This window comes from Arachidicoccus rhizosphaerae, assembly GCF_900107765.1.
Lineage (GTDB): Bacteria > Bacteroidota > Bacteroidia > Chitinophagales > Chitinophagaceae > Arachidicoccus > Arachidicoccus rhizosphaerae.
In genome coordinates this window covers 142,543-162,652 of record NZ_FNQY01000011.1, presented here as the reverse complement: position 1 = coordinate 162,652, position 20,110 = coordinate 142,543, and the positions used below count along the sequence as shown (strand labels likewise).

Genomic DNA, 20,110 nt, shown 5'->3' with positions numbered 1-20,110 from the left:
CTGTCTGATAACTTACAGAGGTGTTTGATCATTAGACTGCCAAGGACGAGTCGCCCACTGAGAGGTTTTCTCCCTTCCGCAGAGCTGAATACTTTATCGTATACACCAACGATCCGGTCCCAGGGAATATTCCTGGCAAGGAAAACCCACCGGTTATTCAAGTCCAGCTGCTGCTCGAATGGGGTCTCAAAACCCTCGAAACTTAGCTGGTTGGGACTGCTATAAACCGGAGATGGTGCACGCTTTTTATAACTTCCACGCATAAAACCTTGCACTTTTTTAATGAAAAATCCACTGAAACCTCAATTTACATATAATTTGGCAGTTGTTCAGCAGACTCTAAATAGGCTAGCGGTCATAAACTTCCTTGTTGACAATCGTTTTTAACCTGTTGCCGGACAGGCCCAGCAGCATATTTTCTGCGGCTAATTGCCCCATCGCATTACGCGTATGGACAGTGGCTGATCCGATATGAGGCAGTACGGCGACGTTCTCCATCTTTAATAACGGGTTGTCCGGTGCCATCGGCTCCGGATCTGTCACGTCCAGCCCGGCTCCCCAGATCTGCTTTTGTTCCAGGGCTGTTATGAGTGCCGGTTCATCTATTACTTTTCCTCTGGCTGTGTTAATGATGATGGCGGAGCTTTTCATTTTTTCAAAGGCTTCCGCATTGAATATCCGGGTGGTTTCAGGGGTCAGGGCAGCGTGGATGGAAAGAATATCACTTTGTCGTAACAGGGTTTCAAAGGATACGTAGCGGGCTGCTGTCTGAGTTTCGGCTGCTTTATTGGGACGCCTGTTATGATAGATAATATCCATGTTAAAGGCTGCCTTGCATAGCTTTGCCATAACGGTGCCGATACTGCCCATCCCGAAAATGCCCAGGGTTTTACCCTGGAGGTCCTGACCCAGATTTTTGACAAAACTCTCGGATTTCCAATCACCATCCATAATACGCCGGTAATTATAAAAGGCTTTCCTTGCGACATTTTGCATGAGTAGAAAAGCGGTTTGGGCGGTGGCGTCATTGAGCACATCCGGTGTATTGCTGACCGGAATGCCGGCCCGGGTGGCGGCCTCTAGATCTATATTGTCAAAACCTACGGATAGTAGGGAAATTACTTTAACCGTAGCCTTGACCGCGTCAATGATGTCGGCGTCGATTTTTACCCCGGCTACCAGTAATCCGTCATAACCGCCCTGGATCAGTGTACCGGTCAGCTGCTCTTTTGAAATCGGCTGAGCGCCTGTCCACTCATCCAGGATGACCTGCTGATTGGCGAAAAGTTCCTTGGCTAGTTCCGGGATAACCTTTGTTGCAAATACTTTCATAGGATGAAGTTAGAGGCGGCTGCCCTTGATTTTATGCGGTGATGATGATGCGATTCCAAAAACAGACCGGTGAAGGCTTTAAAAGTGTTTATTATTTACAGGTCGCCTAATTGCGGCCTTAGGATAATATCTTCTACTACCGCTTGCGGGGAAAGATATGCGGCGGCATATATCATTTTGGCCACGTCATCTACTTCCATGATTCTGCCGGGATCTATATCCAGTCCGTCCCAGCTGCTGGAAAGGGTGGCGCCCGGATAAATACCGGTTACTTTGATGCCGAGGGGTTTTAATTCTTCCCTTAAATTACGGGTAAAGCCGGATAATGCGAATTTACTGATACTATAGCTGCCGCCATTGGCATAGGCCTGGATGCTGGCAATGGAACACAAATTAAAAATATGACCTTTTTTTGCCTGAATCATAGCAGGAACCAGGGCTCTGGTCAGATGATAGGCACTCATCAGGTTCACCTGTAACATTTTTTCTAACTGGCCCTCCGGTTCATTGTAACAGCTGCCGGGCTGATAGATACCGGCGTTGTTCACCAGGATGTCTACCGGTAGGCCGGTGGCCAGAACAGCGTCGGCAAAATGTTGAATATCCTCGTTTTTTAAAAAATCACAGCGGACGGTGGTGACCTGATGAGCCGTGCCTTCACCCGTTTGCATGAGTAAGGACTTAAGTGCATCCAGCTCTTCTGTTTTTCTGGCACAAAGAAAAAAATGGTGCGCTGTACGGTCCTTTGCAAAGATGGCAGCTACGGCTTTGCCGATACCTCGGGTGGCACCTGTGACAACGATTTGCATATAATAAAATTTTTAATACCTTAAACTTCAAAAGTAGTTTTTATTTTTGGGAACCAGAAAACAAGTTACTGGGACAGAAAAAACAGGTTACGGGAACAGAAAAAACAAGTTATGGACGAACAGAAAAAGACTTTAGCGAAACGGATTGTACAATATTTCTTCCAGGGTGTCATTGTTATTGCCCCTATTGCGGTGACCATCTATTTTGTATTCTGGCTGTTTAGTGCGGTGGACAGTATACTGCCTAATTTATTCGGTTCCGTAGTCCCCGGAGAAGAATCGACTCGTCATATACCGGGTCTTGGCATCCTGATGATGGTCATTATTATGATTCTCATTGGCTGGGCTTCTTCTTCTTTTGTGATCAGTCATTTAATTGATCTATTGGGGGCCACCCTGGAAAGGACACCGGGGGTTAAACTGATCTATTCTTCCGTTAAGGATTTTCTGAAGGCTTTTTCAGGCAGTAAAAAGAAATTTGATAAACCGGTCCTGGTGAATGTAGACAGTACCGATGTGTGGAGGATGGGCTTTATTACGCAAAATGACGCCAGTCAGTTCGACCTGGTAGATCATGTCGTCGTCTATGTCCCTTTTTCCTACGCGATTTCCGGGATGACCTTTTTTGTGCCTAAAGCCAATATCCGGATGGTCAGTGATAGCATATCTTCGGCCGAGGCCATGAAATTTGTGATTTCCGGAGGAGTGACGGAAATGGATAAAGCAGAATAATGCTGTGTAGAATACCCGGCAGGGTAAATGAAAGAGTAGTCGTCAGGGAAATTGCAGTCTGAAAGTGGTGCCTTTATCCGGGACGGATTTTACCTGGATATTGCCTCTGTGTAAAAGCATGATTTGTTTACAAAGACTTAAGCCAATACCGCTGCCTGTTTTCTTGGTAGAGAAAAAGGGGATGAAAATTCGTTCCATGATCTGTTCATCCATGCCTTTGCCGCTGTCTTTGACTTTCAGGATGATTTGCCCCTGTTGATTTTTCTCCCCGGAGATCATCACTTTTTTCTCGGGGCTTTCCTTTACGGCGTCGATGGCATTGAGCAGCAGATTAATCAGCACCTGTTCCAGCAACTGTTGATCAGCCTCTATTTTAAGATTGGGATTTTTGAGTATAACATCCAGCATGATCTGTTTACTGGTCATGCCCGGCTGCATCAGGGCGGCCAGGTTCTCAAATAAGTCTCTGATGTAAAACTGGCTCAGATGAATCTGCCCGATTTTATTCAGATTGCGATAAGAGGTGGAAAACCGCATGAGGCCATCACTACGGGAACGGATCGTCTGCATGCCATCCTGGAGATCTTTTAAGTCGACGGCATGAATGGGCAGACGGCTGTCCACCAGACTTAATCTGTCCTGCAGGGTATTGGCCAGCGATGAAATCGGCGCAATAGAGTTCATAATCTCATGGGTTAATACGCGCAGCAGTTTATTCCAGGCCTCTGTTTCGGTTACATCCAGGGCTTCCTCCACATTTTGCAGGGCAATCAGTTTCATTTGCTTGCCGCCCGTGACAAAATTATTGGTGGTAAGCAGCAGTTTATGCGGCCTGTCCACGATGTCCACCTTAATGATTTGCTGACTCCCCGGACTGATGGTGTAAAAAGCTTCGTTTAAGGCGGGCAGCAGTCTTTCCAGGCGTTTTAAATTCTTAATGGCCGGAACACTCAGTAAGTTTTTCATCTGGCTGTTAATCCAGTAAATATCTCCCGTGCCGGGTTCAAAGGCTAATATAGCCGTGTCCACCAGTTCCAGTACGTTTTGCAGGTACTGATACTGTAATTCCTTTTCCTGGCTAAGCTGCTTAAAACCTCCGACAATATCATTAAATCCCCTTCTGAAAAAACGAAGATGTCTGGGGGCCCGGAGGATGGAAAAATGCTGGGAGAAGTCCCGGTATTTAAGCGCCTCCACAAAATCATTAAAGTCATTCAGGATATCTTTGAATAAACTCAACATCCTGTAGATGAGCACCACCAATAAAAATACCGCGATACTCATGCCAAGCGGCAATGACTTTAAATAGCACCATACAACAGCCCCGGCTGACAGGCTGATTAACAAAAGCTGTATGATAATTCTAAGACTGCTTTTTACCATGGTGGACTATGAATTATAAGAAGGAAATAGCCTGCCGGATAACCGGGCAGCCGACAGGCTAAATGTCATATTTACTGATTCTGCGATATAAGGCAGCTCTGGTAATGCCCAGCTCCTTGGCTGCCTTGGAGATATTGCCTTCATGTTTGCTAATGGCATTTAAGATGGCATTTTTTTCCACCTGACTTAAATTGACGGCCTTATCTCTGGCTGCCAGCGGTTCTTCCACATGTTCAATGGGGGAGAACAGGATATCTTCGGCCTCAATGGCTTCATTTTCTGTCATAATAATAGCCCGCTCAATGGCGTATTGAAGTTCTCTGACATTGCCGGGATAGCTGTATTTGCTGAGTTTTTTTCTGGCTTCCCTGGAAAAGTCCAGGGTAGGTTTACCGTATTTCTGGGCGTAGAGCCTGGCGTAATGTTCGGCAATGCGCTCAATATCTTCACCTCTTTCTCTAAGGGGCGGGATGGTGATCTCTACGGTATTAATGCGGTAAATCAGATCTCTTCTGAACCTGGATTCATCAGCAAGGGAGCTTAAAGGCAGATTGGTCGCACAAATCAGGCGGATATCCACATGGACCTTGTCATTGGTACCTAAGGGCGTAATATATCTGTTTTGAAGTGCCGTAAGTAATCTGGATTGTTGGGCCAGGGTGATGTTGCCGATTTCATCTAAGAATAAAGTGCCTTTGTTGGCCGCCTGAAACCGCCCCTGGCGGTCCTCTCTGGCATCGGTAAAGGCGCCTTTTTTATGCCCGAAAAGCTCACTTTCAAACAGACTCTCGGTAAGCGCACCTACGTCTACTTTGACATAGGGGTGCGTGCGACGCAGGGACTGATCATGGATGGTTCGCGCGATGAGGTCTTTTCCGGTTCCGTTCTCTCCCAGGATTAAGATATTGGCATCGGTGGGCGCAATTTTTTCAATTTTACGAAATACATCTTTCATGGCCGGACTCTGCCCGATAATACCGGCGGGGCCGTCAAAAGGGGCCCTGTCCTGGCTGTTTTTCTGATAGTTGGATTTTACTGTTTCCAACAGCTTCTGATTTTGCCAGGGCTTTACCATAAAGTCCTGAGCGCCTAATTTTAAAGAATTTACTGCCAGGTCAATATCCGCATAGGCGGTAATCATCACCACCGGTAAACCGGGATAGAGCTTTCTTACTTTTTGCAGCCAGAAAAGACCCTCGTTACCGGTATTGACTTTGGATTTGAAGTTCATGTCCAGAAATAACAGATCAACCTGGTTTTCTTTTAATAAAGAAAGCAGGTTCTCCGGATTTTTCTCTGTCAGGACTTGTTTTACTTCGGTTTTCAGTAGTAAACGCACAGCAGTGAGCACATCCGGATCGTCATCGACAATAGCAATAGTGGCATTTTTTAAGGCCATATGAAAAGGTATTTTGACAGATATATTTGGATAAAGGAACGAATATTTTTTAAAAATCCCTAACCGCTGATGTATCAGACGGGCGCATGGTTTTATGTCGGAAGGGATCGCAGGGAGGCCCCCTGTATTGATTGCGTACAGTAAGTGTATCAAAATCGAACATCTTTTAAAATAATAATATATATAATGAACAGATTGCTAATGCTAACAGGAATGGCACAGCCTTTATAGCCTACTTGGAAAATAGTTGAATGAAAAAACTGGTTTATATAGGATTTTTATTTGGATGTCTTGGGGCGGGATGTTTCCCGGCTCACGCACAGGTGGCCGGGCAGGGATCCTTGATCACACAAACGGACAGCAGTCAGACTCAGTATCTGAGCCTGGAAGCGTGCGTCAGGGAGGCGCTGGAAAATAACATGGACATTAAAACCTCCAGTACCCAGGCGGCGATTGCCGGCGTTTACTTAAACCAGGCGAAGATGGAGCAGCTGCCAGCTGTCAGCGGGTATATCGGACACGGTCTGAACAGCGGCAGATCCATTAACCCTTCGGATAATAGTTATATCAGCCAAAGCTTTACTTCCGCGGACTACAGCCTGAGTGCTTCTCTTAGCCTGTTCAACGGATTTAAAATCCGTAACTATATCAGAAAAAGCAAACTAGATAAGCAGGCAGGTGAACTGGATGCGCAGCAACAAAAAGATGCCATTACCATACAGGTGATTGCCGCCTATCTGGAAGTACTTAATCAACAGGAAATCCTCAATAATTATTATCAGCAGCTACTGACTACGCAGGTACAATATAACCGGCTGGATACTTTAAATCAAAGCGGGGCCGCGAATCCGGATGATTTTTATGATATGAAAGGTCAGCTCAGTTCCGGTGAACTGGCTATTACCAGTCAGCAAAACGTTATTAAATCGGCCAAGATCACGCTTTTTGAACTGATGAACCAACCACTCAATATGAATGTCGTTTTAAAGGATCCGGCCGCTGGTAAAGACAATAACGCCGGGCAGCAGACGTCTATTGATGGTATCTATACAAAAGCCCTGTCCTTTTTGCCAACCGTGAAGGCAGCGGACCTTAAATACCAGAGCGCTATTAAAAATGTAGCCGTAGAAAAGGCGGACTATTATCCATCCTTATCGCTGAACGCAGGCATCGGTACCGCATTTTCCAGCGCGGCTACAAGAAGCGTAACAGGGGATCTGGTAACTGCTGAAACAGGAGATTATGTGATGATGGGAGCCGATAAACTGCCGGTATATTCCAGCAGCAATGCCATGAGTTACCGGGATATCCCTTATTGGAATCAGATAAAGAATAATTACGGCACCAATGTAAATCTAACGCTTAATATTCCCATTTTTAATAAGTTGCAATCAAGAACGGATGTGAAAGTGGCAGCGTTGCAGGCAGCGCTGGCCAAAGACCAGTTAAGTACGGCCAGGACCGCTCTTAAAAACGCCATCGGCAAAGCATACTTTGACCAACAGACAGCCCAGGAAGCCTGGTTAAAACAACAGGAGCTGGTAACCGCTTATAAAGAATACTTCAGAATCTCTGAAGTGAAATTTAACGCAGGCGCGATTAATTCAGCCGATTATCTGATCGCTAAAAATAAATTAAGTCAGGCAGAAATAAGCCTCGTGGCGGCTAAATATAACTACCTTTTTAAAACAAAAATATTGAGTTATTATGAGGGCACACTCTCTTTATAACCCGCAAATAACGATCAACTCATTTTAAATTTTACACAGTGGATAGAGCAATAGAACAGAAAACCTGGACCCGTAAGAAGATACTGACCATTGCAGGTATCGTGGCCTTAGCGGCCCTGATTGCCGGCAGTATATATTATGCCAGCGGCGGATCCAGACTTAATGTGGATAAAGAGAGAATTACCATCAGCGAGGTGACGGAGGGGCAATTTAAAAATTATATTCCGGTCAATGGCGTGGTGATGCCTATCGCTACCATCTATCTGGATGCCATGGAAGGCGGCCGGGTAGAGGAAAGGTATGTAGAGGATGGTGCCATGATGAAAAAAGGAGAACCTATTTTGCGTCTGTCCAATCCGGATCTGATGATGAGCCTGGTGGAACAGCAAAATAATGTATACAACACCCTCATGCAGGTGCAGATTGCGCAAAATGGTGCCCGGCAGACCTCTGTGAGCAACTTAAATCAGCTGGCCGATGTACAAAGCACTCTACAGGAAGCTAAGAGAGTCTATGAACTGGATAAAAAATTATATAGCCAGAAGGCCATCGGCAGTCAGGAGTATGAACAGGCGAAAATCAGCTATGACTACCTGGTGAAAAAGCTGGAATTGCAGAAAACCCTATTGCAGCAGGATTCTGTGGATAAGGTACAGCAGTTGTCTCAGCAAAATAAACTCTATTCCGGGGCTAACAAAGCCTTCTCCCTGATGCAGCAAAAAGTGGGCGACCTGATCGTACGCGCACCGGTGGACGGACAATTGACTTCCCTGGACGCGGAAGTGGGACAAAATAAAAATAAAGGGGAAAGGCTCGGACAAATTGATGTCATCAGTGATTATAAGGTAAGGGTGGATGTGGATGAGCATTATATCAATAATGTTTTTCCCGGACTTACCGGTACAGCGGTTGTCGGCAATGATACCTTACATCTGAGCGTTAAAAAAGTATATCCTTCTGTAGCCAATGGGAGATTCCAGGTAGACATGTCCTTTGACGGTAAAACTCCAAAGGTGATTCATAGAGGACAGAGCCTGCAGATTATGCTGACTTTGAGTGACGACAGGAAAGCACTGCTGGTTCCAAGAGGCGGCTTTTTCCAGAAAACAGGGGGTAACTGGATCTACAAACTCAGCAAAGACGGTTCCACTGCCTTTAAAGTAGATATCCAGATCGGAGGGCAGAACCCGGATTATTATGAAGTATTAAAAGGACTGCAGCCGGGGGATAAGGTGGTGACCAGCAGTTATGATAATTTTGGAGACAATGAAACCCTGGTGATTAATTAGCAGGGCGGATATAGTTTAGGGTGAAACCTGTAATAACATAAAAAAAAGCAGATATGTTCAAACGGTTTTTAGTAACAACCTGGCGGAATTTTAAAAGAAGTAAGGTTTTTAGTGTGCTTAATATCCTGGGGCTGGCCATAGGCATTGCCTGTGCGGGCATCATCTTACTATGGGTAGAGTATTATACAACCTTTAATCATACGGTAAAAGACCGGGACCGGATTTTCCGGATGGAAAATGCGCAGGTCTATGGTAAGGATACCTATACCTTTCCGGTGACGCCTTTTGCCATCCGTGATGAATTACAAAATAAGTATCCGGGCGTGGAAACAGTGGTACGTTACTCAGACAACGGCGTTAATGTAACCCTGGGTGACCGGAACTTTGCGGAGCAGGGCGCTTATACGGATCCGGAGTTTCTGCAAATGTTCAGTTATGAGATGCTGGCAGGCAGTGCAGCTGCCGCCTTAAATAGTCCGGACGGGATTGCGATATCGGCCAAGGTGGCCACTGCTTATTTTGGCAGTACGGAGGCTTTGGGCAAGACTTTACTAATCGATCAGCAGCCTTATCAGATTAAAGGAGTATTTAAGGATCCAGCAGATAATATGGAGTTTGCTTCGGTCAATATTTTATTGCCCTATTCGGTGTATTATAATGCACATAAGGATTGGGATGCCTGGGATACGAACACCACCGGAGCCTGGGTAAAGATAAAAAGCGGTGTGACTGAGGGTCAGGTCAATCAGCAGCTCTCTGGTCTGGCGAAAAGTCATAACCCGGATTCGAAAAATACTTTTTTTATGTATCCCATGGACCGTATCGCCTTACATGGCAATCTTAGCGGTACCAAGGAAGCGCCCGGTGGCAGGATTACCATGGTAAAAATGTTTAGTTTAATTGCCCTGATTATTCTTTTAATTGCCTGCATCAACTTTATGAACCTCTCTACGGCCAGAAGTGAGAAGAGGTCCCGGGAGATCGGGCTGCGTAAGGTTTTAGGCTCCAGCAGAAGACAGCTGGTGCTGCGCTTACTCCTGGAGGCCGTTGTAATGTCTTTTCTGGCATTGCTATTGGCCCTGCTACTGATCGCCGTGGCGCTGCCATTATTTAATGGCCTGATCGGCCTTCATTTACACCCGGATTTATTCAATCCCTGGCATATGGCGTTTTTGCTGGGCCTGGGTCTTGTCAGTGGCCTTATTGCGGGTCTGTATCCGGCTTTTTACCTATCTTCCTTCAATCCGATTGCGGCACTTAAAGGGCATAGCCTGAAAGCAGGCGGTGCCGGATGGGTCAGAAAGGTTCTGGTGGTCTTACAGTTTTCAGTATCTGCCATTATTATGGTGTCCATCTTTGTCATCTATCAGCAAATCCGGCATATGCATGACCGGGACTTGGGTTATAATAAAAATAATGTGCTGTATGTAAGTGCTTCTCAAAAATTAATGGCCTCCTTTCCATCGCTTAAAGCGGCCGTTTTGCAGACCGGTAAGGTAGCGGATCTTTCTTTGGGATCAAATACGCCTTTAGCCATGTATAACAATGGGAGCGGTCTTCGCTGGGAAGGTAGTAGCAGTGAAGACAAGGTGTTGATTACGTACGTCAGAACGGATGATGATTATTTGAAAACATTGGGGATCCAGCTTAGCTCCGGGCGGGCATTTAATCAGGATCCCAGGGCCGACTCCAACGCGGTCATCATCAATGAAAGCCTGGCAAAACTAATGGGTAAGTCCGGTCATGTGGGTGGTCAGATCTATTATAGTGATGATTCTTCACAGTATTTAAGGATTGTAGGGATTACCAGGGATTTTCTATACAATAACGTGGCTGCCAGTAAACCGGCTCCGCTGGTATTTTTTAATGCCCCTGAGCAGGCCAGCATGATATTTATCCGTTTAAAGGACGGGAAAGACCTCTCCGGCACACTGGCTACCTTAAAGTCTGTGTTTGCCGGATTTGACGGCAGTCAGGCCTTTGATTATCATTTTATGGATCAGGCCTTTGAAAATCAGTTTAAGCAACAGCGTTTTACAGGCGCCCTGGCCGTTATTTTTGGCGGTCTGGCAATTATAATCTCCTGTCTGGGTCTATTCGGGTTGTCGGCCTTTATGGCGGAACAAAGAACCCGGGAGATCGGCATCCGGAAGGTGCTTGGCGCCTCTGTTGGTTCCGTTGTAAAAATGCTGACCAGAGACTTTATTCTGATGGTGTTGCTGTCCTGCGTGATTGCATTTCCCGTGGCTTATTATCTGATGAATCACTACCTGATGGATTTTGATTACCGGATAAGTGTTCAGTGGTATGTATTTTTGGTGACGGCGATTTTAATGTTGATGATCGCTTTTATTACTGTCAGCTCGCAGGCCTTTAAGGCAGGGAGACTAAATCCCGTAAGGGCCATCAAATCGGAATAAAAACGGGTGTCTTATAAAAATATTTTTAGTTAGCTTATATCCTGATAAAATTAATAAAATGAGAAAAAATATATTGGCCATTGCCCTGATTACTTTTATGCTGGGAGCGTCCTGTATTCAGGAGAACCATCCCTCAGAGGACGGAACCTCTTTAGTTAGTACAGTCCTGCAAAAGGATAATTACAAATCCTTGTTTAAAAAGCAGTATGTTTCCAGCCAGATAAAAACGCTGGATGTGGCTACGGTTAGCTCAGATATTGAGGTTTACGGAGACGCCTCGGGTTCTGCGACTCTGGAAGTGCTGGTCAAAGGCCCGAATAATAAACCGCTGTCCGCCGCAGAAATAAAAACCAGGTTGGATAGATATTACAGGATTACGGATGAGCTGTCCGGTGGTACGCTACGGGTAAAAGTGGAGCATAAAACCAGCCGCATTCCTAATAATCAGGGGCTGAATATGAAATTTATCTTACATATGCCTAAAAGTGCGCTAAGCCAGCTACAGTCTGTCAGCGGAGATATTGAACTGAAAGGGGCAGGGGGCGCCAGTATAGCTACCACCAGCGGAGATATTGATCTTAGTGATATCACGGGCAATGTAAAAGCTTCTTCCGTTTCCGGGGATGTGGAAGCCCGTGACGTGAAAGGCAGCTTTGCTGCCACCTCCACCTCCGGTGATATTAAGGCGCAGGCCATGACGAGGCTACAAAGCGCAGTGACGACCAGCGGTGATATTGCCGTTAAGACCAGGGCACTGGCAGATGAGGTAAAACTCCGGTCAACATCGGGCGATATTCAGTTAACGATTGCAGGCAATAGCGGTATTACGTTTAGAGCTGCAACCGTCAGCGGAGACATCGACCTGGACCGTGTCGCGGACGTAAAGTATGATACTAAAAGCAAAAGAAAGATTGTGGCTCAGTTAAATGGTGGCGGACAGACGCTTAGTGTGGAAACCGTCAGCGGAGACATTAAAATCAGCAGGCCATAAGGGTGCTTAAATAATACTATTGTAAAAATCATTTAAAATACAGGATCATGATTAAAATTACAGATCTAGAAAAAATATACAGAACGGATCTTATTGAGACCGTTGCCATTAATAAGATGTCCTTTGAAGTAAGACAAGGAGAATTTGTGGCGATTATGGGTCCTTCCGGATGTGGTAAGTCGACGCTTTTAAATATACTGGGGCTGCTGGATGATTGCGATGGAGGCAGTTTTATTTTTAACGGTCAGGAAATCGCCCATTTTAATGAACAGAAAAGAGCCATGCTGCGTAAAAAGAACATTGGCTTCGTATTCCAGAGCTTTAATCTGATTGATGAGTTAACCGTTTATGAAAATGTGGAATTACCCCTGATTTATAATAATATCAGGCCGGCTGACAGAAAGGTGATGGTGGAGGAAACCCTGGAAAAAATGCAGATTATGCACCGTAAGAATCATTTTCCCCAACAGCTGTCCGGTGGGCAGCAGCAGCGTGTAGCGGTTGCAAGAGCTGTTGTGAATAAGCCAAAGCTGATACTAGCGGATGAGCCGACCGGTAATCTGGACTCACATAATGGTAATGAGGTCATGGATATGCTCACTTCGCTCAATGAAGCCGGTACCACCATTATCATGGTGACACACAGTGAACATGATGCCAAGTTCAGTCACCGCATTATCCGGATGCTGGATGGAGAAAAAATCACGGAAAACATATTAAGGGAGCTGGATTATATTCCGGATACCGATCTGAAAGAGAATGCCTGACGACTACTTCCATTCTCTATGCCTCTATTTGTGTATCTAAAAAGCAGATGTCATGATTAAAAATTATCTGAAAACCGCCTGGCGTAGTTTAAAACGCAATAAACTTTTTTCCGGCCTGAATATTTTCGGGCTGGCTATTGGTATGGCGGGCGCCCTGCTGATTGCTATTTTATTGCAACATATGCTTGGCTATGACAGGTTTCATAAAGATGAAGACCAGTTGTATGTGATGGCCAATCTGGATAGAGTAAATGGAGACATGCAGGCCTGGAAATGGACACCCAAGATTTTGGGATCGACGCTGGCTGATCTGCGTCCGGAAATTGAGGATTGGACCCGGGTTAGCTCGGGGGTATCCTTTTTATTTACCCAGGGTGAACATAAAATACAAAATAATGAGGGCTCTCTGGTAGATAGCGGCTTTTTTAAGATGTTCAGTTTTCCCCTGCTCAGCGGCAGTATCTCTGATGACTGGAATAACGGAACGGCTATTATTTTGTCTCAGTCGCTGGCTAAATCTTTATATGGGACGACGGATGTGGTGGGACAAACCATTAAACTGGATACGGCACAATACTTAAAGATTGCAGCGGTGATCAAGGATATGCCTGAAAATACGGTTTTAAAGTCTGATTATCTGTTGAGCTGGGGGTATGCCAACCGCTTTGGTGCGGTAGATAGCAGTTGGGGCAATAATTCGGTGGAGACTTTTATAAAATTAAAAAAGGGTGCCTCCTTATCGGTCTTTAATAATGCGGTTAAGAACGTGACCAGGGAGCACCGTCCGGACTGGACGATAACTTTGTTTGCGACACCGTTTAAAGATAATTATTTATATAATGAGCAGCACAACGGACATTTTGATTCCGGAAAAATTGTCGTGGTCAGGTGTCTGGCCATCATAGGCCTTTTACTGTTGCTGATTGCCTGCATCAATTTCATGAACCTAAGTACAGCGCAAAGTGAGCGCCGGGCAAAGGAAGTAGGCGTGAAAAAAGTAATCGGAGCGACTAAATCAAAATTAATCACTCAATTTCTGGTAGAAAGTGTATTACTTGCTTTACTGGCCTTTGTTATTGCGGTAGGGATCGTTCTGCTGGTATTGCCTGCCTTTGGCAATTTGGTAGAGATGAAGCTTTCCTGGCATTTTGGCTGGACGGGCTGGGTACTGGCGATCGGGCTTATGGTGGTGACAGGGCTCTTAGCCGGTAGTTATCCTGCTTTTTACCTGTCCTCTTTTGCGCCGGTTAAGGTGCTCAAAGGCAGGCTGACCAAAGTCCGCGGTAAACTCAGTGCCAGATCCGTATTGGTGGTGGCTCAGTTTACAGTGGCCATTATTCTTATACTTTCGACTATTATGATTACCCAGGATACGCGTTATGTGCAAAACCGCGACACGGGATATGATCAAAACGAACTGCTATATTCTGCACTGAATGCGAACCTGCGCAAAAGCTATCCGGTGCTCAGAAACGAATTGCTGCAGTCAGGAGCCGTTACTTCGGTCTCTAAAAATATGTCTCCTATTACCAACCGTTCCAGTGATTCATGGGGCGTCAGTTGGCCGGGTTCACATAATGAAATCGAAAAAATAGATTTTGAAAGATATAGCACAGATGCGGATATGGTGAAAACCATGGGTATGCATTTAATCAGCGGGCGGGATATTGACATCTATAAATATCCTGCAGACAGTTCGGCTATGATCCTAACGGCTTCTGCCGTATCGGCGATGGGACTTAAAAATCCGATCGGTGTAAATGTCGTGGATGGGGATACGAAGTTTACAGTGGTGGGTGTGGTCAGTGATTTTGTAATAGATCAACCTTTTGAGAAGATTAAACCCATGATGATCGAAGGGCCTTATGCACATTTTAATGTTGTTCACTACCGGTTAAACCCCAGGCATTCCATCGATGATAATTTAGCGAGGATAAAAACGATATTTGACAAATACAGCGTCGATTATCCTTTTGAATACCATTTTGCCGATGAAGTGTATGCCCAGAAATTTAAGGAGAATAAAAAACTGGGCCAGCTGTCCATGCTTTTTGCAGGCCTGACAATTTTTATATCCTGCCTGGGACTTTTCGGTCTGATTACCTTTATGGCAGAAACCAGAACCAAAGAAATCGGGGTAAGGAAAGTACTCGGTGCCAGTGCGCTGGGTATTATAGGGCTTCTTTCAAAAGGATTCGTAAAGCTGATTCTGATTTCTTTTTTGATGGGCGCCCCGCTGGCTTATTATATTATGCGTCGGTGGTTATCCTCCTCTGCTTATAGTGTTGAGATACAGTGGTGGTGGTTTTTATTAACGGTCATGATGGCGATGGTGATTGCTTTTATAACAGTTAGTTTTCAGGCGATGAAAGCAGCCAGGGTGAATCCTGTCCAAAGCCTGAAAACGGAATAAATGCAGTTAAAGCCGATACGCTATGTTTAATTTATATATAAAACCCGCACTCAGAAACTTCAGAAGGAATAAACTCTTTTCCGTCCTTAATATCACCGGCCTTGCCATTGGGATGGCAGGAGCGATGCTGATCGGACTCTGGGTGTATAATATGACGCGGTATGACCGGTTTTATAAGGATGAAAGCCAGTTGTATATCCTGCGTTGCAAAGGTGTTGTCAGCGGCGAAATGCAAACCTGGAAATGGGTGCCTAAGATATTGGGACCTACGATGATTCAGGAGGTGCCTGAGGTCTCAGCCATGACACGTTATGATAATAACTGGAAATTTTTATTTACGGCCAATGACAAAATACTGGAGGCGGATCAAGGTAGTTTTGCCGATCCTGACTTTTTTAAAATGTTCGGATTTTCTTTTGTCGAGGGCGGCCCGACTATGGATTGGGATAATGGAAACGGCATTGTGATTACGCAGCAGTTTGCCAAAACATTATTCGGGGATAAAGCTGCAGAGGCAGTTGGCAGGTCCATAAAAATTGATAGCGTTGACGTTCTGAAAGTGACAGGGGTGCTGAAGGATTTTCCGGCAAATACCATGTTTAAAAGCAATTATATCCTCAGTTGGAAATACGGCGCAAAACTTGGATTTGTGGATTCCAACTGGTTTAATAATAATGTACAGACTTTCATAAAGGTGGCTAAGGGTACACCGCTAGCCGGCTTCAATCGGAAAATTGAGGGTTTTGTCGGCCGGCATTCCACAAATCCCAATACTGCTTATAAAATCCTGGCCGAGCCTTTTTCCAGAAATTATTTATATGATACGCAACAAAACGGTGAATTTGTAACAGGACGGATTGTACTGGTAAAGTCCATGATCGTCATTGGCATTTTTATGCTGCTGCTGGCTTGTTTTAATTTTATGAACCTTACAACGGCTCAAAGTGAACAAAGGGCACGTGAGGTAGGCGTGAAAAAGGCCCTTGGAGCGTCCCGAAAAAAACTGATGATCCAGTTTCTGACAGAAGGGCTGCTGCTTACCTTGGCCGCATTTATCATTGCAGGGGCGCTGGCTTTACTTATTTTACCGTTTTTCAATCATTTGGTAGACATGGATCTCAGGCCGGTATTTAACTTAAAACTGGCACTGGCCTTAGGTATATTGATCCTAGCAACAACTTTAATGGCGGGCAGTTATCCGGCACTGTATTTATCCTCCTTTAGTCCGATTAAAGTCCTGGGAGGGAAGTTTAAAAGAATGTCCGCAAAACTGAACCTGCGCTCTGTGTTATTTGTCGTTCAGTTTACAATTTCAATGGTACTGATTGTAGGGACCATTATGATTGTAGAAAACATCAATTATGCCAGAAGCCGTAGCCTGGGATATGAAAAGGATGGTTTGATGTTTAGCTGGTTTTCCGGTCATCTGGATCAGAATTATCTTCCCCTCAGAAATGCATTACTTCAAAGCGGTGCGGTAAGTTCGGTGTCCAAAAATATGTCTCCTGTCTCCTTGTCTCAGAGTAATGGCTGGGGCATGAGCTGGACGGGGTCTTCTGCTGATGCATCAAATATTCAATTCTTACGTTTCAGTTCAGATGCGGATATGGTCAAAACTTTGGGGATGAAGTTAATAAAGGGGCGGGATATCGATATTTATAAGTATCCTGCGGACAGTACGGCCATGATACTTACGGAGTCTGCCGTAAAAGCGATGCATCTCAAACAGGAAATTGGTACGATTGTTAAGGATAACAGGGCTGAATGGCATGTCGTTGGAGTTATTAAGGATTTTGTGATTGACGGTCCTTTTGAAAATATCAGGCCCATGATGATTGAGGGCCCGAGATCCTGGTTTGATGTCATCCATTACCGGTTAAACCCTGCTCATCCGGTTCAGGAGAATTTAAGTACCATCAAAAAAGTCTTTGACCAGTATAATCCGGGATTCCCGTTTAGCTACAACTTTGCGGACCAGGCTTTTCAAAAGAAGTTTGAACAGTCAGAGCGCTACCGGCAGATTGCTGTATTTGCTGCCGGTCTGGCCATCTTTATATCCTGTTTAGGGTTATTCGGGTTGATGACGTATATGGCAGAAATGCGAATGAAGGAAATTGGTATAAGAAAAGTTTTAGGCGCCTCTGCCAAGCGTCTTTTTCTGTTATTATCCAAGGGATTTCTGTCCATGCTTTTCATTTCCTTTATTGTGTCCACTCCTGTTGCTATTTATCTGGCACATGTGTGGTTGTCAAAATTTGATTATCGTATCCATATCTCTGTTTTATGGTTTGTGGAAGCTTTTTGTATTTCCTTGGTAATAGCTTTAGCCACCATATGCGGGAAGGCATGGAAGGTGGCCAGTACTAGTCCGGTCAACAGTCTCAAAACGGAGTGATTTTTTGAATCTGATCGTTTAATATTTTAAAGGGTTGATTATGATTACATATTATTTGAAAATCGCATGGCGTAATTTTAAGAGCAGTAAACTCTTTAGTTTATTGAATCTGCTTGGACTTTCGGTAGCAATAGCGGTTTGTATACCCCTGTTTTTATTTATAGGAAAAGAGAGGAGTTTTGATAGTGGTTATGCCAATAAGGATCATATCTACCGGGTAAATCTCATTCCTCACCAGAAGTCAGATGAAACCTGGGGGAGTGTGCCCAATGCAGTCGCGCCTGCCATGATGCAGGATATCCCTGAGATCAGTTATGCGGCAAGGATGCTGAAAAACGGATTTGGAACGCCTGCTTCATTAAGAGTCGGGCAGGAAAATTTCAAGGAGGATTTGCTTTACTGGTCTGATCCGGAGCTTTTTAAGATATTTGATTTTCAGTTTACCGCCGGTGAGGGTAAAAATCCTTTGCAGGAGGATAACGCTGCGGTTATTAATGAATCTGAATCCAGGCGGTTATTTGGTGAGGCTAGCCCGCTGGGAAAGACCATTATAGTGGATAACGGCCCCACCCTGGTGGTGCGCGGTGTCTATAAGGATTTACCGGATAACAGCAGTATTGACCCCGCCATGATCGCGAATTTTAAATCCAGCCGCATGAGCCGCAGTATTTACTGGAGCAATGCCAGTTATGAAACTTTTTGCCTGCTAAAGCCTGGTTCAGATATAAAGATAGTTAATCAGAAAGTTCAGGCACTGACGGCCAAATATATTAAGGATCCCTCCGATAGGTGGTTCAGCCTTAGCTTACAGCCGCTTAGTGAAATACATCTGCATTCCGCTCAGGTAATGGATACCTACATAAGCCGGATAGGGGATATAAAGACGGTGCGCCAGATTGGCCTATTAGGCTTATTGATTATCCTGATTGCCTGCATTAATTATATGAATCTGGCAACGGCCAAGTCAGAGAAAAGAGCCCGGGAGGTGGGTATCAACAAAACCCTCGGAGCCACCAGAAAACAAATGGTACTCCGCTTCTATGCCGATACAGCTCTGCTGGCATTTTTATCGGTTGTAACCGGCTTTTTGCTTTCATTTGGCAGCCTTTTTTTATTTAACTCAATTAGTGGCAGTCATTTAGCAATGACTGATCTGTTTGGGTTACCTACTTTATTGTTTTTAATGGTAATCTGGGTGCTGGTGACCTTACTGGCGGGTAGTTATCCTGCATTATTGTTATCCGGGAGTTCAGCCCTGCAGCTCATGCAAAAGCGCTTTCATGCAGGCGGATTAGACAGAGTTCTTAGAAAAGCGCTGGTGGTGGTACAGTTCAGTTGCTCCATCGTCTTAATTATTGCTATTGTCATCATTTATCAGCAGATGCGTTTTGTGGGCAATAAGAATTTAGGATTCAAGCCCGATGGCGTACTGATGATTAATATAAGCGGTGTCGCGAAGGCTCAGAATCTGGTAGGGTTTACCAATGAAATCAGTCAGATGCCCAACGTTCGTAATGTGGCTTTTTTGCAATCACCGCCCGGCTTTGGTGCAAGCCAGCGTTCACTGCATAAAGCTGATGCAAAGTCAGATCTGACCTTATATACCTGTCATGCAGATGCTGAGGTGGTGCCTGCCCTGGGACTGCACCTGCTGGCTGGCCAATCGCTGCCTAAGCAACTGGCGAAAACGGATTCTGCCGTTTATGTACTGGCCAATAAAAAAGTAGTGGATTTTATGGGATGGACACCTGAACAGGCCATAGGGCGTAAGGTCGATGTGGATCTGGGCGAGAATGCCTATATCGTCGGAGTGGTGGATAATTTTAACTACCTTTCTTTAAAAAGCCCGATTGAGCCTTATATTTACTATGCGGCAAATGATGCACCTGAGTCCTTTAATGCTTTAATGGTGAAGATAAATACAGATCAACTGGCCGGAACCATGGATAAAATTCAGTCTGCCTTTGGCAAAGATGTACCTTCGGTCGCTTTTGACTATTCCTTTTTGGATTCGCATCTGGCTACCCTGTATAATGCAGACCGGGTCATGCAAAGAACAGTGCTTTTATTTTCCTGCCTGGCTATCTTTGTATCCTGTCTGGGGTTATTTGGGCTGTCTGCATTTATGGCAGAACAGAAAACAAAGGAGATTGGCATCAGAAAGGTGCTCGGGGCCAGCAATTTTTCCATTAGCAGGATGCTGAGCCTGCATTTTTTAAGGTTGGTGGTACTATCCATTATTATCGGTATTCCTATCGCGGTCTATTTAATGCGGGAATGGCTTTCGAATTTTGAATACCGCATTCATATCAGCTGGCTGGTCGTGGCGCTGGCCGCATTATCAGGCTTATTGATTGCCCTTATTACCGTCTCCTATCAGTCTGTGAAGGCGTCCAGGGCAAATCCTGTAAATAGTATAAAAACAGAGTAAAATAGAATTGAATTTCAAA

Annotated in this window: 13 protein-coding genes and 1 pseudogene; 9 read left to right on the top strand and 5 right to left on the bottom strand. The window is 44.9% G+C overall.

Annotated elements, in window-relative coordinates; all coding sequences use genetic code 11:
* The 3 genes and pseudogenes from BLU80_RS11175 to BLU80_RS11165 all read right to left on the bottom strand — a co-directional run.
* Positions 1 to 263 (bottom strand): annotated as a pseudogene (locus BLU80_RS11175) (hypothetical protein); the annotation flags it as partial.
* A gap of 85 nt (positions 264 to 348) precedes the next feature.
* Positions 349 to 1,332, bottom strand: coding sequence for a 2-hydroxyacid dehydrogenase (locus tag BLU80_RS11170; protein WP_091398134.1), 984 nt, complete (start codon positions 1,330 to 1,332; stop codon positions 349 to 351).
* A gap of 95 nt (positions 1,333 to 1,427) precedes the next feature.
* On the bottom strand, positions 1,428 to 2,141 hold the full coding sequence (locus tag BLU80_RS11165; RefSeq protein WP_091398132.1) for an SDR family NAD(P)-dependent oxidoreductase: 714 nt from the start codon (positions 2,139 to 2,141) through the stop codon (positions 1,428 to 1,430).
* Positions 2,142 to 2,252: 111 nt separating this feature from the next.
* Between BLU80_RS11165 and BLU80_RS11160 the strand changes: the two genes are divergently transcribed.
* Positions 2,253 to 2,873 carry a DUF502 domain-containing protein gene (locus BLU80_RS11160; RefSeq protein WP_091398130.1) on the top strand — a complete coding sequence of 207 codons (621 nt, stop codon included), beginning with the start codon at positions 2,253 to 2,255 and terminating at the stop codon, positions 2,871 to 2,873.
* Positions 2,874 to 2,915: 42 nt separating this feature from the next.
* Here BLU80_RS11160 and BLU80_RS11155 read toward each other — a convergent pair whose 3' ends face one another.
* On the bottom strand, positions 2,916 to 4,157 hold the full coding sequence (locus tag BLU80_RS11155; protein WP_170831213.1) for a sensor histidine kinase: 1,242 nt from the start codon (positions 4,155 to 4,157) through the stop codon (positions 2,916 to 2,918).
* 157 nt (positions 4,158 to 4,314) lie between these two features.
* Positions 4,315 to 5,655, bottom strand: a complete 1,341-nt coding sequence (locus BLU80_RS11150) for a sigma-54-dependent transcriptional regulator (RefSeq protein WP_091398124.1) — start codon at positions 5,653 to 5,655, stop codon at positions 4,315 to 4,317.
* A 251-nt stretch (positions 5,656 to 5,906) separates the two neighbouring features.
* Here BLU80_RS11150 and BLU80_RS11145 point away from each other — a divergent pair, with 251 nt between their 5' ends.
* Genes BLU80_RS11145 through BLU80_RS11110 form a run of 8 tightly spaced genes read left to right on the top strand, consistent with a single transcriptional unit; the run spans position 5,907 to position 20,091 of the window.
* Positions 5,907 to 7,385 (top strand): TolC family protein, encoded by a 1,479-nt coding sequence (locus BLU80_RS11145; RefSeq protein ID WP_091398121.1) that lies wholly within the window; start codon positions 5,907 to 5,909, stop codon positions 7,383 to 7,385.
* A gap of 38 nt (positions 7,386 to 7,423) precedes the next feature.
* Positions 7,424 to 8,674, top strand: a complete 1,251-nt coding sequence (locus BLU80_RS11140; protein ID WP_091398118.1) for an efflux RND transporter periplasmic adaptor subunit — start codon at positions 7,424 to 7,426, stop codon at positions 8,672 to 8,674.
* A gap of 53 nt (positions 8,675 to 8,727) precedes the next feature.
* Positions 8,728 to 11,094, top strand: coding sequence for an ABC transporter permease (locus BLU80_RS11135; RefSeq protein WP_091398115.1), 2,367 nt, complete (start codon positions 8,728 to 8,730; stop codon positions 11,092 to 11,094).
* 58 nt (positions 11,095 to 11,152) lie between these two features.
* Positions 11,153 to 12,085, top strand: coding sequence for a DUF4097 family beta strand repeat-containing protein (locus BLU80_RS11130; RefSeq protein WP_091398112.1), 933 nt, complete (start codon positions 11,153 to 11,155; stop codon positions 12,083 to 12,085).
* A gap of 47 nt (positions 12,086 to 12,132) precedes the next feature.
* Positions 12,133 to 12,852 carry an ABC transporter ATP-binding protein gene (locus BLU80_RS11125; RefSeq protein WP_091398109.1) on the top strand — a complete coding sequence of 240 codons (720 nt, stop codon included), beginning with the start codon at positions 12,133 to 12,135 and terminating at the stop codon, positions 12,850 to 12,852.
* A gap of 52 nt (positions 12,853 to 12,904) precedes the next feature.
* Positions 12,905 to 15,265 carry an ABC transporter permease gene (locus BLU80_RS11120; protein WP_091398106.1) on the top strand — a complete coding sequence of 787 codons (2,361 nt, stop codon included), beginning with the start codon at positions 12,905 to 12,907 and terminating at the stop codon, positions 15,263 to 15,265.
* Between the two features lie 22 nt (positions 15,266 to 15,287).
* Complete coding sequence (locus BLU80_RS11115) at positions 15,288 to 17,660, top strand: ABC transporter permease (protein WP_091398103.1); 2,373 nt, start codon at positions 15,288 to 15,290, stop codon at positions 17,658 to 17,660.
* Between the two features lie 40 nt (positions 17,661 to 17,700).
* Positions 17,701 to 20,091 carry an ABC transporter permease gene (locus BLU80_RS11110; protein WP_091398100.1) on the top strand — a complete coding sequence of 797 codons (2,391 nt, stop codon included), beginning with the start codon at positions 17,701 to 17,703 and terminating at the stop codon, positions 20,089 to 20,091.
* Positions 20,092 to 20,110 lie beyond the last annotated feature (19 nt).

What these genes read in the sequence shown, in the direction of transcription:
- BLU80_RS11130 (WP_091398112.1), top strand. Translation starts at nt 11,153, where the DNA reads ATGAGAAAAAATATATTGGCCATTGCCCTGATTACTTTTATGCTGGGA.
- BLU80_RS11155 (WP_170831213.1), bottom strand. Translation starts at nt 4,157, where the DNA reads ATGAGTATCGCGGTATTTTTATTGGTGGTGCTCATCTACAGGATGTTG.
- BLU80_RS11170 (WP_091398134.1), bottom strand. Translation starts at nt 1,332, where the DNA reads ATGAAAGTATTTGCAACAAAGGTTATCCCGGAACTAGCCAAGGAACTT.
- BLU80_RS11165 (WP_091398132.1), bottom strand. Translation starts at nt 2,141, where the DNA reads ATGCAAATCGTTGTCACAGGTGCCACCCGAGGTATCGGCAAAGCCGTA.
- BLU80_RS11160 (WP_091398130.1), top strand. Translation starts at nt 2,253, where the DNA reads ATGGACGAACAGAAAAAGACTTTAGCGAAACGGATTGTACAATATTTC.
- BLU80_RS11115 (WP_091398103.1), top strand. Translation starts at nt 15,288, where the DNA reads ATGTTTAATTTATATATAAAACCCGCACTCAGAAACTTCAGAAGGAAT.
- BLU80_RS11125 (WP_091398109.1), top strand. Translation starts at nt 12,133, where the DNA reads ATGATTAAAATTACAGATCTAGAAAAAATATACAGAACGGATCTTATT.
- BLU80_RS11110 (WP_091398100.1), top strand. Translation starts at nt 17,701, where the DNA reads ATGATTACATATTATTTGAAAATCGCATGGCGTAATTTTAAGAGCAGT.
- BLU80_RS11145 (WP_091398121.1), top strand. Translation starts at nt 5,907, where the DNA reads ATGAAAAAACTGGTTTATATAGGATTTTTATTTGGATGTCTTGGGGCG.
- BLU80_RS11135 (WP_091398115.1), top strand. Translation starts at nt 8,728, where the DNA reads ATGTTCAAACGGTTTTTAGTAACAACCTGGCGGAATTTTAAAAGAAGT.
- BLU80_RS11120 (WP_091398106.1), top strand. Translation starts at nt 12,905, where the DNA reads ATGATTAAAAATTATCTGAAAACCGCCTGGCGTAGTTTAAAACGCAAT.
- BLU80_RS11150 (WP_091398124.1), bottom strand. Translation starts at nt 5,655, where the DNA reads ATGGCCTTAAAAAATGCCACTATTGCTATTGTCGATGACGATCCGGAT.